This window comes from Anaerocolumna sp. MB42-C2 (genome assembly GCF_030913705.1).
Taxonomy (GTDB): domain Bacteria; phylum Bacillota; class Clostridia; order Lachnospirales; family Lachnospiraceae; genus Anaerocolumna.
On sequence record NZ_CP133190.1, the window covers coordinates 207,356 to 226,664 of the forward strand.

Genomic DNA, 19,309 nt, shown 5'->3' on the forward strand with positions numbered 1-19,309 from the left:
TGGAGGATTTATGGAGATAAAGAGACTGGAAGCGGTTATTGAAGCTATATTATTTACAATGGGGGAGGCGGTGGAGTTAGAGCGCATCGCTGCTGCCATTGAACATGATGTCGATACCACCAGAAAAATTATCAGGAATATGATGGATCAATACGACACCCCCGAGCGTGGAATACAAATCATTGAATTAGATGGTGCTTTCCAGTTGTGTACCAAAGCGGCTATGTATGAATCCATTATAAAGATTGCCCATGTCCCTAAAAAACATATATTGACAGATGTTTTGTTGGAAACCTTGTCTATTATAGCATACAAACAGCCAATAACCAAGTTGGAGATTGAAGCAATCCGTGGAGTAAAATCAGATCATGCGGTAAATAAATTAATCGAATATAATTTAGTATGTGAGGTTGGAAGAATGGATGCTCCGGGAAGACCGATTCTGTTTGGGACTACGGAGGATTTCCTTAGAAGCTTTGGAATACAGTCATTGGAAGATTTACCGATTGTGAATCCTGAAAAAATCGAGGATTTTAAACTTGAAGCAGAGGAAGAAATTCAATTAAAATTAGATATATAGTAAGACATTAATCATTCTTTAAATACTTACCTTTTAGATACGGTATAAGAATATTTATACCAGTGTATAAGAAGGGTAAGTATTTTTTTGTTGCAAATAATATAAAAAAAACTGGATATAATATGAAAGAGATTTGTTCCAAATGGTTCTTAAGGAGGTCTAAATGAGTCTTTTACATGATGAACAAAATAGAATAACGGCAATAATGTCCAAAGATTTAGGTGAGAATATAGATACTATAAGTGCATTATTTTCGGACTGTGCAGATGTAACGAAACGCAAACTAACAGTCGGAGATACCAATAAGGTTGATATTTATATCGTATATGTAGACAATATGATAAACAAAGGTTTACTGGAAGAGGTAACTGTCCAGCAGCTTTTTACCAGCCTGACAGATCTGCCTGCAGAGGGCCAATTTGATTATATTAAGGAAAAGGGCCTTAGAACGGTAGATGTAGCCGAAGTTATTACTATGAATGCCATTATAGAGAATATACTGTCCGGTGATACGGTAATCCTGGTGGACGGTTATGATAAAGCAATTAAAGTGTCTGTAAGGGGGATGCCAAACCGAGGTGTTCCGACCAGTGAAAATGAAGTTTCCATTCGTGGTTCCAAAGAAAGTTTCAGTGAAGCCTTTTATATAAATCGTGTTTTATTAAGGCGAAGAATTAAAGATACAAATCTTAAAATAAAACAATTTAAAATCGGTGTAAGAAGCCATACAGACGTTGCAATCTGTTTTCTGGAAGATGTGGCAAAACCGGAAATAGTGGGGGAAATTGAAAAACGCCTGAAAGAATATGTAATAGACGGAATCTTTGACAGTGGGATGTTAGAACAACTTACGGAAAGAAATGTTTATTCGCCTTTCCCGGAATTTCAGACGACAGAAAGACCGGATAAGGCCGCTTCAGCTATTTTAGAGGGAAGAGTGGCTGTATTGGTTGACAACTCACCTTTTGCCTTACTTCTTCCAACAACCTTAAACTCCTTTTTTCAGGCTTCCGACGATTCTTACACCAGATGGGAAGTTGCAACATTTACAAGAATCTTGCGCTATTTCGGTGCTTTTTTATCCATCGCACTACCGGGACTTTATATTGCAGTTATTAATTACAATGCAGAAGTACTGACCTCACCAATGGCATTATCTTTCGCGGCCGCTAGAAATGGTGTTCCTTTTTCTGTTTTATTTGAAGTTATTATGATGGAAGTCGCATTTCAGATGTTATTGGAAGCAGGAATCCGACTTCCGGGGCCAATGGGAAGTACGCTTGGTATTGTCGGGGGTTTGATTATCGGTGATGCGGCAGTCAATGCTAACCTGGTGAGCCCTATTGTTGTCATTGTTATTGCCTTAACCGCAATTTCAGCTTTTACGGTACCAAATGAACCGTTTGCTTCTTCGTTTCGAATTGTTCGGTATTTAATAATTATTTTGTCGGCCTTTTTAGGATTATATGGTTTTATATTAGGAATTATGCTGTTATTAAACCATTTGGGTGGTTTAAAAAGTTTTGGTATGCCATATCTGGTACCATTTGCCGCATCCGGTATCAATGAGGGTACTGATACCAAAGATGCAATTGTCCGATTACCTTTAAGGAATTTAAAGAGGCGTCCTATTTTCTCTAAAAAAGACGAAAGGACCAGACTTGTTAAAAATAAAGATGAATAACGATTATATACTCATTAAAATGATGTGTCGGTATCGTTTCAGATTATTTAGAAAGGCATAGATCAATATGTTTTCAGACAATGAAAAAATCTCCTTAAGACAATTAAAGCGGTTATTGGTTTTTGATTTATTCAGTGTATCAGGAATCATAGTACCGCGTATAGCAACAGCATCTTCCGGTAAAGATGGACTTATCGCCATAATACTTGCTATTCTTTTTGCAATTTTTTATGCTTGGATTCTTTTATCCTTATCAAAGTGCACCGGCGGTAATTATCTGGATTATTCCAAGAGAAGTATAGGCAGTTACCTTACTTTCATAATCGGAGTTCTTTACATTATGAAATTATCAGTATGTTGCATATTTGCTGCCCGATTATTCGGAGAAGTGATAAACGAAACTTTATTGGAAGATACGGGTCCGAGAATTATCATTTTACTTCTATTAATTGTATCAGCTTATGCAGCATCAAAAGGTTTTGAAGTTAGGGCAAGAATTGCTGAAATCCTGTATTTTATTGTTATTGTTCCTATTTTTATTTTTTTAGTTTTAGGCCTTAATAAGATTAAGTTTACGAATCTAATGCCGTTATTTACAGAAGGAACTGCCAATATTTTATGGGGCGGGTACAGCGTATTTCTGACCTTTAGTATATTAGAATTAATTATGTTTACAGGTCCATTGATTAAATTTAAGAAATCCGATCTACGTCAGCGTGGGTCTGTAATGCATTTTGTAACCCATGCAATTGTAGTGGTAGGAATATTGGATATACTATTATTTGTTGTTACTTTAGGTATTTTGGGGAGAGGAGAAACGGGACAGAAATTATGGTCTATGGTTAATATGATTCAGGTGATTAAATTACCCGGAGGTTTTATTCAGAGACAGGATGCAATTATTCTTGGCTTTTGGATGTTAAGCATTTTTACCATAATAAGTGCTTTCTTTTACTATATTAGTTTTATAACTAAATTTATCTTTCACATACCAAAACAAAATTATTTGTTGATTCCTTTTATCATATTATTGTTTTTGGCCTCAGTAATACCGATTGAAACGGAACAATTTTTCTATTATTTTGAATATTATATGAAATTTATAGGTATGCCGCAGTCAATTTTATTACCTGTTTTTATAGTATTTATAGGTAAAGTAAGAAAAATAAAAAATACAAAACCTGTTATTAAAACCCTGTTATTACTGACAACTATATTATCAGTAACCTCATTAACAGGATGCAGTGACATGACAGAAATTGAAGATCGTAATTTTATACAGGCGATGGGAATAGATTTAAACGATTCCGGTGAACTGACAGTTTATTACGTATTGCCGGATCTAAAAGCGTTAACAGAACAGGGAAGCGAAAATCCTGAAAAGTTAATACTCCAGTTAAACGGGTTTGATTATTGGGGAATCGAAGAATTATATAATTTGGAATATAATAAACGACTGGATTTCAGTCATTTAAAGGCTATCATCATTGGAAAAAAATTAGCTGAAGATCAAAAACAGCTTACTCAGTTTTTAACCTACGTTGAAAATAAATATGAGCTGGGTAGAAATACCCTGGTTTTTACTTCTGATTCCACGGCTAAAGATATTATTTCCTTAAACAAGGAATTGGAGGGAGGTATCGGTGATTACCTTGACCGTCTGTATAGAATTAATTTAAAGAATAGTGGAAAAGAAGTTATTACGATTGGTGATTTGGTTTATGCTATGAATGAACAAAATCCTGTAGTTGGTGTCCCTCTCGTAAAAGCCGGGAAAAAAACCATGGAAACGATCGGGCTTGGTATGTACTATCATAACCAGTTAGTTTATGAAGTTAATAAAGAGGAAGCAGACTTTATTGATATAGCAAATGGTTATGGGAAAAACAATGTTATTTTCCTTTCAGAGTATACGGAAGAAGATTTAAAGGAAGAGAACAGTGAAGCAGTTTCAAAGTATGTAGTTAAAATTAATAATATTACCAAGACACTGGATTTTACCAAGGTTAACAATAAACCTCAATTAACCATTAAAATCGAGGGTATAGGAATTATTGAAAAAGGCTTTAAAGATACCGGACAAACCAGTAATAAGGCCAACGCTAATGTAATTGAGGAAATAGAGAACCGATGCAATACCATAATAAAAACAAAAATTGCAAAGAATATTGAGATAATTACGAAAGGCGCTCATGTAGATTTTATGAACTTATATCGTATGACAAGCTATAAGGATAGAAATCTGTATTTATCTTATGAAAATAAAGAGGATCAATTTATAAAGGATTTACAATATACCATTGATGTGGATTTAAAAATACAATAATATATAGCTGTTACAAAATATAAAATTATATTCTGCTTCCGGGCAGAATCAATTATTTAAGAATTTGTAACAGCTTTTTAATTTACCTGCGCGTAAGTGTCAGCATGCTGGCACCTTATTCTATAACTTTTTGACTTGACAGTGTTTATAAAAGTGTTATGATTTATTTTATCGTATAAATTTTGTAGTATACAGGGTTATTTCCGTATCATTATTAAGCATTTAAAACGGAGGGGAGATTAATGAAAAAGATTAAAATTATTGCTGACAGTACCTGTGATTTAACAGATGAGATTCTTCATAAATATAATATAACCATTATTCCATTATGATATCCTAAAACCTTTTATTGAGCAGAAGATGGATATTATTTTTATCGGAATCTCGGAAGATATGTCATCAACCTGTAATGTGGTACGCCTTGCTGCTGGGATTTTAAATTATAAAAAGGTACATATTATAAACTTCGGAAATTTATCTACAGGAATTGGTTTACAGGTAATGAAAGCAGCGGTGATGGCGGAAGATGGACATTCTGCGGAAGAGATAGAAGAATATATAATAAATACCATGCAGGAAAAGGTAAAGACGAGTTTTATCGTTGACACATTAACTTATCTTTACCGGGGCGGCCGTTGTTCATCGAGATTATAATAACAAAAGCCGGTGGAGTAATATCCAGCCATTGCGGTCCTAAAACGTTAGGCGTTTTATTTGTAAGTTAAAGATTAATAAATATGAAGCGATTTGCCAAGAATATCTGTAATAATATATAAAAGGCAAAGGAGCATGAAGTTATGTTAAAATGGGCTATTATATTTTTAGTAATTTCCATTATCGCAGGTTTATTTGGTTTTACTGGTGTTGCAAGGACTTCGAAAACCATAGCGAAAGTATTATTTTTTATTTTTATAATTATATTTATATTAATCCTATTGTTAGGCAAACTGATTTTTTAAATTTCATGAAAAGGAGTGTTAGCATTAACATTACTTGGTCAAATTTTTAAAGAGTTCAGCCCGGTTATGGTAATATTTTTTTTATTATGCTATAATCCTTTAGTAGAATAAGTTAAAAAGTAAATACTGGAGGGAATATGGATGAAAAAATTAATTTTAGTAACATCTCCGCCTGCCTGCGGTAAAACTTATGTATCAAAACAGTTGGCAAAAGCTCTGAAACATGTGGTTTATCTGGATAAAGACACATTAATCTGCTTATCGAAACAGATTTTTAAAGTAGCAGGTGAAGAATATAACAGAAGTTCAAAATTTTTTGAGGAAAATATCCGTGATTATGAATATGAAGCAATTGTTGCTTTGGCATTGGAAGCCTTGGACTACGATGATACCGTACTGATTAATGCTCCATTTACCAGAGAAATCCGGGATACGGCTTATATTGATAAGTTAAAAGATAAATTAAAAGAAAAAGATGCGATTTTGACGGTGATATGGGTTGAAACTACAATAGAGGTATGCAGGCAGCGTATGATTGAAAGAAATTCTGATAGAGATTCCTGGAAGCTTGCGAATTGGGACAAATATATCGCCGGTTGTAATTTCAATATACCCAGTGCTTTAGATAATCCAAACAATTCAAATGATTTATTAATATTTAAAAATTCCTCTGAAGATGAATTTACGGAGTCTTTGAAAAATATCGTAAGTATTCTTGAAAAAGATCCATTCTAAAGCGAACAATAAATATATAGTATTAATTTATAGGCAGATTGGTTAACGGTAAGTCCGTCCAATCTGCTGTTATTGTTCACACCCCTGTCAAAAACAGCAGTGTTGTGAACAATAACATGCTTCGCAATGCACACAAAACGAGGAGGTAGCGTTCCTACGCTGCAATTCTCCGGTTTTATTGACAATACACTCACATAAAACACGTCGCGTTTGTTACCTGTGAATAATAACAATCTGCCCTCTTCCATATACGGATTTATTTCCCTAAGTGACAACCTATTAATTAAATTGTATAATATCTATATATTAAGATAGAAACTGAGTGTCAAAGGCCGTTCTTATATATAAAAAAATTATATTGTTTGTTTCATAGTTACTATAGAAAACAGAAAAGAAAAGAGGGGTTTACGTTGTTAATTTATTCAAATAATTTTAATTTAAAACATATAGCAGATTCTGGACAATGCTTTCGTATGAATCCGGTGGAAGATGCTAAGTATAGTCTGATTGCATATGATAAATACATTGAATTAACACAGGTTAAAGATAATTGTATCGAGCTTTCCTGCAGCGAGGAGGATTATAATCAGATCTGGAAACATTATTTTGATTTGGATTTTAATTATGAACAAATCGTTACAGGTTTATCAGAAGGCCAGGATGATTTTTTAAAAAATGCCGCAAAGTTTGGAAACGGGCTTAGAATATTAAAACAGGATATTTATGAGACGTTAATCAGTTTCATTATTTCCCAGCGAAAAAATATTCCGGCTATTAAAAACTGTATCGAAATACTTTGTGTGAAGTATGGTAAGCGAAAGATAAGCAGAGAGTGTGGAGGTAAAGAATACTATACTTTCCCTTCGCCGGAAAGTTTAGCAAATGCATCAGCCCAGGATTTAAAGATAACCGGTTTGGGTTATCGTGATCGTTATATTTTAAAAACTTCTCAATCAGTTTTAAAAGGTGATATTGACCTTAAAGCTTTAAGACAGTTAAGCTTTGAGGAAACATTAAAACAATTACAAACCTTATCCGGTGTAGGAATAAAAGTAGCAAACTGTGTAGCTCTCTACGGCTTACATCATATTGAAGCTTTCCCTATTGATGTATGGATTGCCAGAATATTGAAAGATATCTATAATGATCAGTTTAACTTAGAACCATATAACGGTTTTGCCGGAATCGTTCAACAATACATGTTTTATTACATAAGAAATAAAAAGTGATTTTTTCTTTGTCGTTCTTTAAGAATTCATTATCTTTCTGAATGATTCAAAATTTCCTGTACATAATAAATAAGTAGAATAAGAGAACAACCTGGTAATTAAAGGTAATTCCTCTGTGAGTAACTTGAAAATGAGCATAGCTTGTTTCAGTTTAAAATTATGTTTTATGTATAGGAGATTTATATAGAATGAGTAAATATAAAATAGGATTAGATATTGGTTCTACGACTGTGAAAATAGCGGTCCTGGATGAAGACAACCGTTTAATCTACAGTGATTACAAACGGCACCTGTCCGATATAAAAAGTACGATTATCAGTATTATAAATACCTGCTATAAAGAACTGGGAGACATAAAATGCACCATTAGTATAACCGGATCAGGTGGTTTGTCTGTCTCTGAATGGTTAAAAATCCCTTTTGAACAGGAAGTGGTATCCTGTACCAAAACTGTAAAAAGTCTAATTCCAGAGGTCGATGTGGTTATTGAACTTGGCGGAGAAGATGCAAAAATTACTTACTTAAAAAATGGGTTGGAACAACGAATGAATAATAGCTGTGCCGGAGGAACCGGCGCATTTATTGACCAGATGGCTGTTTTACTTAATACAGATGCTGCCGGACTCAATGAATATGCTAAAAAACATAAGGTTATTTATCCTATAGCTTCCAGATGCGGGGTATTTGCAAAAACGGATATTCAACCGCTTTTAAATGACGGTGCCGGTAAAGAAGACATTGCTGTCTCAATTTTTCAGGCAGTAGTCAATCAGACCATCGGAGGTCTGGCTTGCGGTAAACCGATACGCGGTAAAGTTGCATTTTTAGGCGGTCCTTTATATTTTCTTCCTGAGCTTAGAGAACGGTTTATAGTAAGCCTCAATCTAGCACAGCAGGATGCGATTATTCCGGAGAATGGAATTCTTTACCCGGCTATTGGTGCTGCACTTTTATCAGGAGAAAAAAAAATAACTGATACTCAGCAAACGGATGAAGTCAGTTTAAAATTAATAATAGAGAAAGTCCACGGTATAACAAATATTAAGGATAATGATGTACGTAACCTTCCGCCATTATTTAAAACGGAAGAGGAGTATCAGATTTTTAAGGAAAGACATAACCATGCTACAATAAAAAGAGCCGTATTGTCCGAGTATCAGGGAAACACCTTTCTGGGTGTTGATGCAGGATCGACTACGACAAAAGCAGCATTAATCAGTGAAAACGGTGAACTTTTGTACAGCTATTACGGCAGTAATGAAGGGGAGCCAATTAAAAAAGTAATATGGATACTAAACGACCTATATAATAGATTACCAAAAGGAATCAGAATTACCAGAAGTACAGTTACCGGCTATGGAGAGGGGCTGATGAAAGCCGCACTTCATATTGATTATGGAGAAATAGAAACCATTGCTCATTATAAAGCCGCTGAATATTTTTTGCCGGGAGTTGATTTTATCCTGGATATCGGCGGACAGGACATGAAATGTCTTAGGATAAAAAACAATACCATAGACAGCATACTGCTAAATGAAGCCTGTTCATCCGGATGCGGTTCTTTCCTGGAGGGGTTTGCCGCATCTTTGAATATGTCGGTGGAGCAATTTGCAAAAGCAGCATTATTTGCAAAATCGCCGGTAGATTTAGGTACCAAGTGCACGGTTTTTATGAATTCAAAAGTAAAACAAGCCCAAAAAGAAGGAGCAGCGATTTCGGATTTATCAGCCGGATTATCATACTCGGTTATAAAAAATGTCTTATTTAAGGTTATTAAAATACGGGATGAAAAAGATATGGGTAAAAAAATGATCGTACAGGGAGGTACTTTCTATAATGATGCCGTATTAAGATGTTTTGAAATGATATCTGGCAGGGAAGTAGTAAGACCGGATATCGCAGGTTTAATGGGTGCCTTCGGTGCTGCGTTAATAGCGAAAGAAAGATTTATAGAGGAATCAGAAGAACTGGTCCAAAAGGGTGTAATAGCTTCCGGTAATCAGATTTTTATTAGTCAAAGTATAGCTGATTCCGCTTTACTCTCACGCTGGCAATTATCCGGTTTTGAAACCATTGCTACGTTTAAACGATGTGAAAAATGCGGAAACCATTGTCTTTTAACCGTTAATAGGTTCTCAAACGGAGAATCCTTTGTATCAGGAAACCGATGTGAAAGAGGATTGGGTACTGATGCGGTTAAGGCAGCCGGTTCTGTTAAGATGCCAAACCTTTATGAATATAAATATCAAAAGACCTTTGCTTATAAACCTTTAAGTCTTTCCAAGGCAAAAAGAGGGATAATCGGAATACCAAGAACTCTAAATATGTATGATAATTATCCATTTTGGTTTACACTTTTTACCAAATTGGAATTCCGTGTTGAATTATCGTCACCATCCAATAAAATAATGTATGAAAAAGGCCTTGGTACCATACCATCGGAATCTGTCTGTTATCCGGCAAAACTTAGTCACGGTCATATTTTTGATTTAATAGAACGGGATATTCATACTATATTTTATCCCTCTATTGTATTTGAAAAGAAAGAATATGAGGATGTAGATAACCATTATAACTGCCCGATTGTTATTTCTTATTCCGAAGTAATAAAAAACAATATTGATGAATTGCATCAAATTAAATTTATCGCTCCGTTTCTATCAATGAATGATGATAAAATTCTTGCGCAAAGAATGACGGAAGTATTATCCGATTATGCTATACCTCTTTCGGAAGTAAAAAAAGCAGTTAACGCTGCAAGAACGGTACTGGAATCCTATAAGCTTGATATACAGAAAAAAGGGGAAGAAGTAATTGAATTTCTGAAAAAGAACCATAAAAAAGGGATAGTCCTTTGTGGAAAACCTTACCATATCGATCCCGAAGTACATCACGGCATTCCTGGACTGATTAATTCTTTTGGTATGGCAGTTTTAACAGAAGACAGCATATCCCATTTAACTCCTTTGAAAAATAAATTACGTGTTGTGGATCAATGGACTTATAACTCAAGGTTATACCGGGCAGCCGCTAAAGTGGCAGAGGAACCGAATTTGGAACTGATACAATTGAATTCTTTTGGTTGCGGTCTGGATTCGGTTACCTCGGATCAAATAGCAGAAATACTGGCATCGGGTGGTAAAATCTATACTATGTTAAAAATAGACGAGGGCAATAATCTGGGAGCAGCAAAGATAAGAATCCGTTCTTTAAAGGCAGCAATCGAAGAACGGGATAAAAGGGTATATCAGCCCGCGATAGAAGATATGAATTACGCTACACCTATTTTTACCAAGGAGAAGAGAAAAGTTCATACTATTTTAGTCCCGCAGCTTTCTCCGGTTCATTTTGATTTGATTAAAGAGGCTGCAAGATCAAGCGATTATCAATTTGAAATTTTACCTGGTATCGATCAGGCGGCAGTAGATGAAGGACTTAAATATGTAAATAATGATGCCTGTTACCCCGCAATCCTGATTATCGGACAAATTGTACATGCCTTAAAATCAGGAAAATATGATGTAGAAAATACTTCTGTCATTATATCCCAAACCGGCGGCGGCTGCAGGGCAACGAATTATATGGCTTTCTTAAAATTAGGTTTAAAACAGGCCGGTTTTGAAAATATACCTATAATTTCTTTAAATGCAGTGGGGCTGGGTGAACAACCGGGATTTAAATTGTCAATTCGTTTTATCAATAAATGCATTATGGCTTTAATCTATGGAGATTTATTTATGAGAGTCCTGTATGGTTCAAGGCCTTATGAGGTGCATCCCGGCTCCTCTGAAGCTTTATACCGTAAATGGAACGAATTGGTTAAAGATAATATCAGAAACGGTAACAAGAGAGAATTTGACCATAATATTAAAAATATAGTAAGAGAATTTGATCAATTGGAAGTAACGGACATTAAAAAGCCCAAGGTTGCTATTGTAGGAGAGATATTGGCCAAATACCATCCCATGGCAAACAACGGAATAATTTCCTCTTTAGAAGAGGGCGGCGCGGAAGTGGTTCTCCCGGATCTGCTGGATTTCTTACTTTATTGCTTATTTAATTCAGAATTTAAGTTTAAATATCTGGGCGGAAAAAGGATAAAGAAAAATGCCTGTGAATTCAGCATGGTATATCTGGACCGCTATCGAAAAGTTATGAAAGTAGAATTGGAAAAGAGTAAACGATTTTCTCCTCCTACGCCAATTCATAAATTAGCGAATATGGCTTCCTCGGTATTATCCCTTGGTAATCAGACAGGTGAGGGCTGGCTTATAACTGCTGAAATGATTGAATGTATAGAAAGCGGAATCAACAATATCTTATGTGTACAACCTCTGGCCTGCCTGCCCAATCATATAACCGGAAGAGGAATGTTTAAACCGTTAAAAGAAAAATATCCAATGGCCAATATTATGCCAATTGACTATGATCCGGGTATATCCCATGTTAATCAATTGAACAGGATTAAATTAATGTTATCCGTCGCTTTAAAAAATATATAAAGGTATTTCAAATTATGTAACAACCTCTAGCCAGATGGTTCATAAGGTCAGGGGTTGTTGCAAAAATTCAGCTGACATAGATGCGTTTAAGGCGGTTACCAAGTCTGGTTAATAATTCATTGGTAATCGTATGGGAATTTGTGGCTATTTCTTCGGCTTTTATCTGATTTGTTCCGTTTATGCCAATCACAGTGACAATTTCATCCGGTACAACACCCGGTATATCTGTAATATCTATCATCAATTGATCCATACATATTCTTCCAATGATCGGCGCCATAGATCCTTTTACAAGGATATATCCATTCTCTAAATTTCTTGGAATTCCGTCAGCATAACCTATTGTCACTGTAGCGATTATTCTCTCCTTAGAGGCGGTAAAGGTTCGTCCATAACTGACAGCATCCCCTTTTTCAATGGTTTTGATCATAACAATTCTGGCTTTCACTGATAATACCGGTTTTAAATTAATAGATACTCTGGTCTTATCATAAGCTGAACTTAATACCCCATAAAGTGCAATTCCGATTCGGGCGTAATCACAGGAAAGTTCCGGATAGTTTAAAACACCGTAACTGCTCTGAATATGAAGTTTACCGGGATTATAACCGGAATTAACAAGTGTTTGTATTGTTCTATAAAAATGCTCTATCTGGGATTTCGTAAAAGCAGTGTCTTCTTTTGATAAACTGTCTGATACGCTTAGATGAGTATAAGTCCCTAATATAATCAGATTTTTTAACTTAAAGATAGCTTCCAGATTGGAGAGATTAGTGTAGTTTTCACCTAAACGGTGCATACCGGTGTCAATCTTAATATGAACCTTAAGTTTACTGCCATAATGATTTAAAATCTGGGCATATTCCAAATCAACCACGGTTTGTATTAAGCGGTATTTTACCAGGAGCTTAAAATCCTGCGGATGAGTATAACCAAATATTAATATTTCCCCTTTTATTCCTCTTTTTCTAAGGTCTACGCCCTCTGACAGGGTAGCAACTGCAAAGGAAGAGACCCCAATTTTATTAAGCCCTTTTGAAATCTCCACATCCCCATGACCGTATGCATTGGCCTTTACTACTGCCATTAGAATACAATTTTTAGGTAAGATGGATTGGAATTCTCTTACATTATGTCTTAAATGGTTTAAATTTATTTCAATCCATGCTCTTCCTTTAATATCCGGATTGCCCTGCTTAATATAACGGGTTGCATATATATATAAATATCCGAATGTTAAGGACAGAAGACTAACAACCAGGTAATGGAGAAGACTGTTATATACCAGAAAACGTTCTAAACTCAAGACTTTTGCAAAACCTCTGACCAGTATGATGGAGAAAGGATGTATAATATACACAATCATGGAAATAGTACGAAAGTTTTTATAGTGATTCCCTTTAAAGTGTAAAAGTAACTGAAATAGAAAATACATACAGGGAAGTAAAAACAAATACATGCTGTCATGGCGCTGCAAATTATTGGCATGTAATAACAATCCCTCTATAAAAAACGGCACGGAGGAGGCGGTTAAACCGGTAATACACTTTCCTAAAGACAGAGGTTTCAAAGAGCAGGCAATGCAGGCACCCATAACCAAAAATATAGGAGCATAAAAAATTCCATTTCTGGTATAATCAAATAATTGGAATAATAAATCATAAAAATCCTTTAATACGGGAATTGATGAAGTTATTCCGTAATAACTGTCGCCTAATAAGCCGATAAGATAGAGTAGTATGCTGATCAATAGCAGCATACTACTTGTACCCTTACTTATTTTTATTAGAAAATATACTAATATTACACCTAAAATAACAGCCGGTAAGTACCATAGATGATACATGGTACCATTAAAAAGGATATCTTTCACTAACCTTAAAAACATATTATTTTGTTTGAAATATCCGTTGTAAAGATTAACCGGGATGTAGAGTAACATGGCAATTCCATAGAGAACTGTAGTTTTATTCAGGTATTTCTTTAAAGGAGACCTGTCAGGGTTTATGATATCTTTTTCGCCTCTTATATAGGAACTTTCTTTTAATAGTCCTGATAAAATAAAAAATCCGGTAACCATAAAAAAGAAAGGAACTGCAACCCGTGCAATTATCCGGGTGAATACAAAATCAGCAGTTGTATTAAGTGATGTAAGAGGGGAGGTATGTATAGCCACAATTAGGAATGCTGCAATCATCCTAAAATAATCTAAACCATCATAATTTTCTTTTATTAAATTTGTCTGCCCTACACGAGTGGGATTGATAGGATTCATATGGATTCCTTTCTGTTTTTTTATATAACCTAATATCCATGCCTTTTGAATATAAAAATAGTTCGTTTATTTTCGCAGTTTATTTAGACTTTCTTAATGTAATAATAAATCCATCTATGTTATTGCCCGAAATCTGATATGGTGTGTTGGTGGGTAAGGTTAATGGATTCTGTTGTATGAATGTTAGACTGCAATAAAAAATTTCATACGTGTATTCATAATTAAAGAATTTTAAATGTTTCCCTTTATAGGGAAACATTCTGATATATTCTATATATTCCTCCAAAGTCAGATTTTTCATACTCATGATTTCTGAATGAGGGTAACCTACATATCTAAAATGCCAGGGTTCATGATAAATTCCTGTAATTTCTTCTTTCCCTTTTGGGTAACGTTCAATAAATCCATAATGTATTGCTTTTTTACGAAACTGCAGACATATACCGGAATATGGAAAGTGAGGTCTTATAAAATCATATTCACCATTATTTTCTGCCAGATCAATAGCCAAGCCTGTCTGGTGTTCACTCCTATTGGGAAGAGCTACATATTTTTCTGTAAATTCAGCCCCATTTTCATTGATGGAATTCGAATAGATCTGTTTTTGTTCGGATAGAGTCCGATAACCGCTTACAGGCAATATTTCATAATTCGCATTTAAGAGATTTATGATTTGTGATAATTCTTTTGCCGCAATATAATCTAATAATATTTCAGGATAACTGGAATTGACAGAAACCAGGGAGGCTGAATATTTATTTTCCCTTCGCGTAATTGGATGTTCTTTGTTGACAAGGATCAGATTACCTCTGTATATGCTAAGCGTATCCAAATTTAAAGTTCTCATTTTACACCTCGCATAACATATCTGCCGGCAGATATGTTACACCCTCCCTTTTCTAATTATTTTTTAATCGCCAATCGTATTAGTTTGTCCAGTATGGTTTCAAAATCAAGGCCTGCACCTTTTAACATATTGGGATACCTGCTATGAGATGTAAATCCCGGAATGGTATTAACTTCATTAAAAACAATGGCGTTCTCCGGTGTTAAGAACATATCAACTCTAGCAAAACCACAACATCCTAATTCTCTATAAATCCGAAGAGCGGTTTCTTTAATACGTTTTGCTGTTTCTTCGGAAATTCTTGCAGGCATATGGATACGGGAGGTTTTTAACGTATACTTTTCCGTATAATCAAAGAATCCGTGGGATAATTCTATTTCATCCACTTCTCCTATAATCAATTCCTCTGTGCCTAATACAGCACAACCTACTTCAAAGCCGTTAATATTTTCTTCAATTACAACTTTTGTATCATGTAAAAAAGCTGTATGGACTGCTTCCACTAAAGCTTCCTCATCTTCAATTTTGGTAATACCGAATGAAGAACCGGACTTAACAGGTTTTATAAATAAAGGATAATTTAAATGTTTTGTCAGCTTTTGTAGTTGGGTTGTTGGTATTCCTTTCCGAATAACTACGGAAACCGGCGTTTTGATTCCTGCCAAAGACACTATTTTGTGAGCGTAATCCTTATCCATACAAAGAGCCGAGCTTAAGGTATCACAACCAACCAGCGGGATACCGGCAAGCTCAATCAGCCCCTGTACCGTACCGTCTTCCCCGTTTTTACCATGAAGCACCGGAAAGGCTGCGTCTAATTGTGTGATAACAATTTCATCTTCTTTGAATTCTATTACACCATGGTCTGATCTGTTCGGAGATATGAACGCAGGAGAACAGGATAGATCCATAAACCACGTATTATCTAATAATTTTGAGGTATCTCCCAGATAACGAAACCAATTGCCCTCTCTGGTAATTCCCAGCATAACAACATCATATAATTCTGTATTCATATGAGTAATAACCGCATAAGCCGACTGCAGGGAGACATCGTATTCGGTAGAACAACCACCAAATAAAACTGCTATTTTTATCTTTTCCATTTTTAACCTCTTTTCTGTTATAGGAGTAAATTATAAATTCATTTTCCTATTCTTATAGAATAATATATCTGTAATCTTATTATTCAAAAGTTCAGATTTGATTATACCAGATAAAATGGGAGTGTTTTTTAAGTTACTCTTATAAAGTATTAAGAAATACTTATGAAAGCCTTAGTATATTCTTTTCAATTATTAACATAAGTAAATAAATTCAATATATGGCAGGTTATACTAACTTTGACACATAAATAGGTAAATGTTATAATTTATTTAAAACCAAAGAAAAAGGTATAAAGTAAATTAATAAATAATAGAGCTATAAGAAAAGAAAGCAGGAAATCGGAGGCGAATATGGGCAATATTATTCTAGAAACAAAATCATTAAGCTTTCAGAACATGATATTTTATCAGGATATTCAAATCTATGAAAATGAAGTAAACTTCATTGTAGGCAAAAGCGGTACCGGCAAATCCACTCTGCTTCGGTTATTTAACGGAACCTTGTCACCAAGCGGAGGTTCTATATATTATCAGGGTAAGGATATAATAACAGTGGATACTATTAACTTACGAAAGGAAATATTATTAATAAGCCAGTCTTTATATCTCTTTGATGAAAGTATTAAAGAAAATTTTTGTAAATTCTATGAATATAGGGGAAAAACTGCTCCGTCAGAGCAGAAGATGAAAGAATTTTTAGATATTTGCTGTATCGATTTTTCGTTGGATAAAGACTGCCTTACCATGTCGGGTGGGGAAAAACAAAGAGTATATACGGCCATCTTTTTATCATTTTTACCGAAAGTAATTATGTTGGATGAACCCACCTCCGCTTTAGATAAATATAACAGTTTTAATGTAATACATAATGTACTTGCGTTCTGTAAAGATAATAAGATTACCGGTATTATTGTCAGTCACGATGAGGATTTGACCAATTCTTTTGCAGATAAAATAATTACAATAGAAAAGAGGGTAAAGGCATGAAGGAAATCGTGGAATTAAATATACTGCAATTTAGTCTGGTTTATTTATTGTTATTAATTGTACTTTTTATCATGAAAAAATCAAAAATAAATCAGACGAAATTATTGCTTCTGGCGAGTTTACGTATGACGGTACAACTTGTTTTGGCTGGATTAATATTAACTTATATCTTTGGGAATCCTCACCCGGCCTTTGTTATCTTTTATATTATTATGATGATTGGGTATTCAATCCGAAGAGTGTTAATGAAAAATAAAAATATTAATAAAAATTTTAAAATAGCAGTAGCTTTATCTATGGGTTTAGCCGGTATTATCGTACTAGCTTTTTTTGTAATGGCAGTAGTAGGAGAAAATATTTTTAATCCCCAATATACCATACCTCTGGCCGGAATGATTATCGGTAACGCAATGACTGGTATGACATTAGGATTAAAAACATTTACAGAGAATATAGAAAAACAAAGAATTAAAATTGATACTTTATTAAACTTAGGTGTCACACCTAAAAAAATATTATTGCCCTATGTCAATAATGCTTTAGAAACAGCACTTTTACCGACCTTAAATAATATGCTTGGGATGGGAATCGTATCCTTACCGGGGATGATGACCGGCCAGATCTTATCCGGTACTTTGCCCACAACTGCCATTATGTATCAGATAGCTATTATGATAGCTATTTGCACCGCAGTCTGCTTAACGGTATTCTGTTCCTTGAATTTTGGGTATAAGACATTATACAACAAGAGGAATCAATTTATTTTTTAATCTATTTTCTAGGAAGTGAGGTATAAAATAGTTGTTTTGATTAGCAAAACTCTTATGTGTAATGTACGGAATTAACATTGCAAATTAATATTTCAGGGCATATAATAGGAAGAACAATTACTTATATGCATAGCAAAGCGGAGGAATCATTTTGAAGAAAATATTGGTTCTTACAACCGGTGGGACTATTGCCAGTTTACAGACTATGGATGGTTTAAAACCTGATAATGAAACTATTATTCATATATTATATGAAAAAATCTATAGCTTGGCAGGTGACTATGATATTACAATCGAACCTATTTTTAATAAAGACAGCAGTAACATAATTCCGAGTGACTGGTATGTGGTAGAAGATTCCATAAGGAAACATATCAACCAATACGACGGTATCGTAATATTACACGGTACCGATACGATGTCTTATAGTGCTGCAATGTTATCTTATCTGTTCCTTGGGATAAATAAATCCATTGTACTGACCGGTTCACAATTACCTATTGTATATGATAACAGTGATGGTGTTAATAATTTAATTGATGCAATTATTACTGCGGGAGATGAAAGATTAACCGGTGTCTTTGTTGTCTTTTTTGATAAAATCATAAATGGAACCAGAGCTTACAAACGCAGTTCCATAAATATGGATGCCTATATTAGCTGTAACTATCCATACGTAGGTGTAATAAAGGACAGAACACTGTTTATAACTTCTGATTTTATGAAAATTAAAAAAAATGAATGCGGATTTAATATATTATCTATTCATAAAAAGACTGTGACAATGATACCAAAAATTTATCTGCTTAAGATGACGCCGGGTATTGATGAGGGCATAATTGATTATATCCGGAATGAGAATTATCAGGGGTTGATAATAGAGGGGTATGGTCTTGGCGGTATGCCGGTTGCCAATACAGAATTGATGAATAAACTGGAGGTTTTGATTAAAAGCAAAATACCTGTTATTATGGCTACTCAATGTGTTTATGACGGAGTAAATCTGGATACTTATGAGGTTGGTATTAAGGCAAATAAAATTGGTATGATTTCCGCATATGATATGACTACAGAAGCGATTTATACAAAACTTATCTGGGTATTGAGTCTGACAGAGACCTATGAAGAAATAATTAAAATATTACAGACTAATTTATGCGGGGAATTAAATACTAAAATTAAATAACTAAGTCAGTTATCTTAAAAATATTAAATTGTGGAATATATTTCTTGTCCTTTTTGGTAATTTATGTTATTATTTTTTTCGCATACCTGTTAATTTGTATTGTTATAGGTGTTATGTGTAATA

The 19,309-nt window shown here is 34.4% G+C and carries 15 protein-coding genes; 12 read left to right on the forward strand and 3 right to left on the reverse strand.

Going from position 1 to position 19,309, the window contains the following annotated elements; translation table 11 throughout:
* Positions 1-10: 10 nt before the first annotated feature.
* The 9 genes from scpB to RBU59_RS01025 all read left to right on the forward strand — a co-directional run bounded on the left by scpB (position 11) and on the right by RBU59_RS01025 (position 12,015).
* Positions 11-580: an SMC-Scp complex subunit ScpB gene (gene scpB / locus RBU59_RS00985; protein ID WP_308146019.1), complete on the forward strand. Its 570-nt coding sequence runs from the start codon at positions 11-13 to the stop codon at positions 578-580.
* Between the two features lie 163 nt (positions 581-743).
* Positions 744-2,264 carry a spore germination protein gene (locus RBU59_RS00990; protein ID WP_308146020.1) on the forward strand — a complete coding sequence of 507 codons (1,521 nt, stop codon included), beginning with the start codon at positions 744-746 and terminating at the stop codon, positions 2,262-2,264.
* 67 nt (positions 2,265-2,331) lie between these two features.
* Positions 2,332-4,590, forward strand: coding sequence for a GerAB/ArcD/ProY family transporter (locus tag RBU59_RS00995; protein ID WP_308146021.1), 2,259 nt, complete (start codon positions 2,332-2,334; stop codon positions 4,588-4,590).
* A 242-nt stretch (positions 4,591-4,832) separates the two neighbouring features.
* On the forward strand, positions 4,833-4,922 hold the full coding sequence (locus tag RBU59_RS01000) for a DegV family protein (RefSeq protein WP_308146022.1): 90 nt from the start codon (positions 4,833-4,835) through the stop codon (positions 4,920-4,922).
* A 28-nt stretch (positions 4,923-4,950) separates the two neighbouring features.
* Positions 4,951-5,244 carry a DegV family protein gene (locus RBU59_RS01005; RefSeq protein ID WP_308146023.1) on the forward strand — a complete coding sequence of 98 codons (294 nt, stop codon included), beginning with the start codon at positions 4,951-4,953 and terminating at the stop codon, positions 5,242-5,244.
* 143 nt (positions 5,245-5,387) lie between these two features.
* Positions 5,388-5,549 carry a DUF1328 domain-containing protein gene (locus RBU59_RS01010; RefSeq protein WP_308146024.1) on the forward strand — a complete coding sequence of 54 codons (162 nt, stop codon included), beginning with the start codon at positions 5,388-5,390 and terminating at the stop codon, positions 5,547-5,549.
* A 141-nt stretch (positions 5,550-5,690) separates the two neighbouring features.
* Positions 5,691-6,284 (forward strand): AAA family ATPase, encoded by a 594-nt coding sequence (locus RBU59_RS01015; RefSeq protein WP_308146025.1) that lies wholly within the window; start codon positions 5,691-5,693, stop codon positions 6,282-6,284.
* A gap of 410 nt (positions 6,285-6,694) precedes the next feature.
* Positions 6,695-7,513 carry a DNA-3-methyladenine glycosylase family protein gene (locus tag RBU59_RS01020; protein WP_308146026.1) on the forward strand — a complete coding sequence of 273 codons (819 nt, stop codon included), beginning with the start codon at positions 6,695-6,697 and terminating at the stop codon, positions 7,511-7,513.
* 188 nt (positions 7,514-7,701) lie between these two features.
* A complete protein-coding gene (locus RBU59_RS01025; protein ID WP_308146027.1) occupies positions 7,702-12,015 on the forward strand; it encodes a 2-hydroxyacyl-CoA dehydratase in 4,314 nt (1,437 codons plus the stop codon).
* A 67-nt stretch (positions 12,016-12,082) separates the two neighbouring features.
* On the opposite strand, the gene vanT is transcribed toward RBU59_RS01025, so the two are convergent.
* From vanT to vanG, 3 genes are all read right to left on the reverse strand, one after another.
* Complete coding sequence (gene vanT, locus RBU59_RS01030; RefSeq protein WP_308146028.1) at positions 12,083-14,290, reverse strand: serine racemase VanT catalytic subunit; 2,208 nt, start codon at positions 14,288-14,290, stop codon at positions 12,083-12,085.
* Positions 14,291-14,369: 79 nt separating this feature from the next.
* Positions 14,370-15,137, reverse strand: a complete 768-nt coding sequence (locus RBU59_RS01035; RefSeq protein ID WP_308146029.1) for a D-alanyl-D-alanine carboxypeptidase family protein — start codon at positions 15,135-15,137, stop codon at positions 14,370-14,372.
* Between the two features lie 56 nt (positions 15,138-15,193).
* Positions 15,194-16,243: a D-alanine--D-serine ligase VanG gene (gene vanG, locus RBU59_RS01040; protein WP_308146030.1), complete on the reverse strand. Its 1,050-nt coding sequence runs from the start codon at positions 16,241-16,243 to the stop codon at positions 15,194-15,196.
* Between the two features lie 351 nt (positions 16,244-16,594).
* Between vanG and RBU59_RS01045 the strand changes: the two genes are divergently transcribed.
* From RBU59_RS01045 to RBU59_RS01055, 3 genes are all read left to right on the forward strand, one after another.
* Positions 16,595-17,230 (forward strand): ABC transporter ATP-binding protein, encoded by a 636-nt coding sequence (locus RBU59_RS01045; protein ID WP_308146031.1) that lies wholly within the window; start codon positions 16,595-16,597, stop codon positions 17,228-17,230.
* The gene (locus RBU59_RS01050; RefSeq protein WP_308146032.1) at positions 17,227-18,000 is read left to right on the forward strand and encodes an ABC transporter permease; all 774 of its coding nucleotides are present in this window, start codon (positions 17,227-17,229) and stop codon (positions 17,998-18,000) included. The genes RBU59_RS01045 and RBU59_RS01050 overlap by 4 nt, the downstream gene beginning before the upstream one ends.
* A 151-nt stretch (positions 18,001-18,151) precedes the next feature.
* The gene (locus RBU59_RS01055) at positions 18,152-19,186 is read left to right on the forward strand and encodes an asparaginase (protein WP_308146033.1); all 1,035 of its coding nucleotides are present in this window, start codon (positions 18,152-18,154) and stop codon (positions 19,184-19,186) included.
* Positions 19,187-19,309: the final 123 nt, after the last annotated feature.

Coding starts and splice junctions, on each gene's coding strand:
- scpB (WP_308146019.1), top strand. CDS start 11: ATGGAGATAAAGAGACTGGAAGCGGTTATTGAAGCTATATTATTTACA.
- RBU59_RS00990 (WP_308146020.1), top strand. CDS start 744: ATGAGTCTTTTACATGATGAACAAAATAGAATAACGGCAATAATGTCC.
- RBU59_RS00995 (WP_308146021.1), top strand. CDS start 2,332: ATGTTTTCAGACAATGAAAAAATCTCCTTAAGACAATTAAAGCGGTTA.
- RBU59_RS01000 (WP_308146022.1), top strand. CDS start 4,833: ATGAAAAAGATTAAAATTATTGCTGACAGTACCTGTGATTTAACAGAT.
- RBU59_RS01005 (WP_308146023.1), top strand. CDS start 4,951: ATGGATATTATTTTTATCGGAATCTCGGAAGATATGTCATCAACCTGT.
- RBU59_RS01010 (WP_308146024.1), top strand. CDS start 5,388: ATGTTAAAATGGGCTATTATATTTTTAGTAATTTCCATTATCGCAGGT.
- RBU59_RS01015 (WP_308146025.1), top strand. CDS start 5,691: ATGAAAAAATTAATTTTAGTAACATCTCCGCCTGCCTGCGGTAAAACT.
- RBU59_RS01025 (WP_308146027.1), top strand. CDS start 7,702: ATGAGTAAATATAAAATAGGATTAGATATTGGTTCTACGACTGTGAAA.
- vanT (WP_308146028.1), bottom strand. CDS start 14,290: ATGAATCCTATCAATCCCACTCGTGTAGGGCAGACAAATTTAATAAAA.
- RBU59_RS01035 (WP_308146029.1), bottom strand. CDS start 15,137: ATGAGAACTTTAAATTTGGATACGCTTAGCATATACAGAGGTAATCTG.
- vanG (WP_308146030.1), bottom strand. CDS start 16,243: ATGGAAAAGATAAAAATAGCAGTTTTATTTGGTGGTTGTTCTACCGAA.
- RBU59_RS01045 (WP_308146031.1), top strand. CDS start 16,595: ATGGGCAATATTATTCTAGAAACAAAATCATTAAGCTTTCAGAACATG.
- RBU59_RS01050 (WP_308146032.1), top strand. CDS start 17,227: ATGAAGGAAATCGTGGAATTAAATATACTGCAATTTAGTCTGGTTTAT.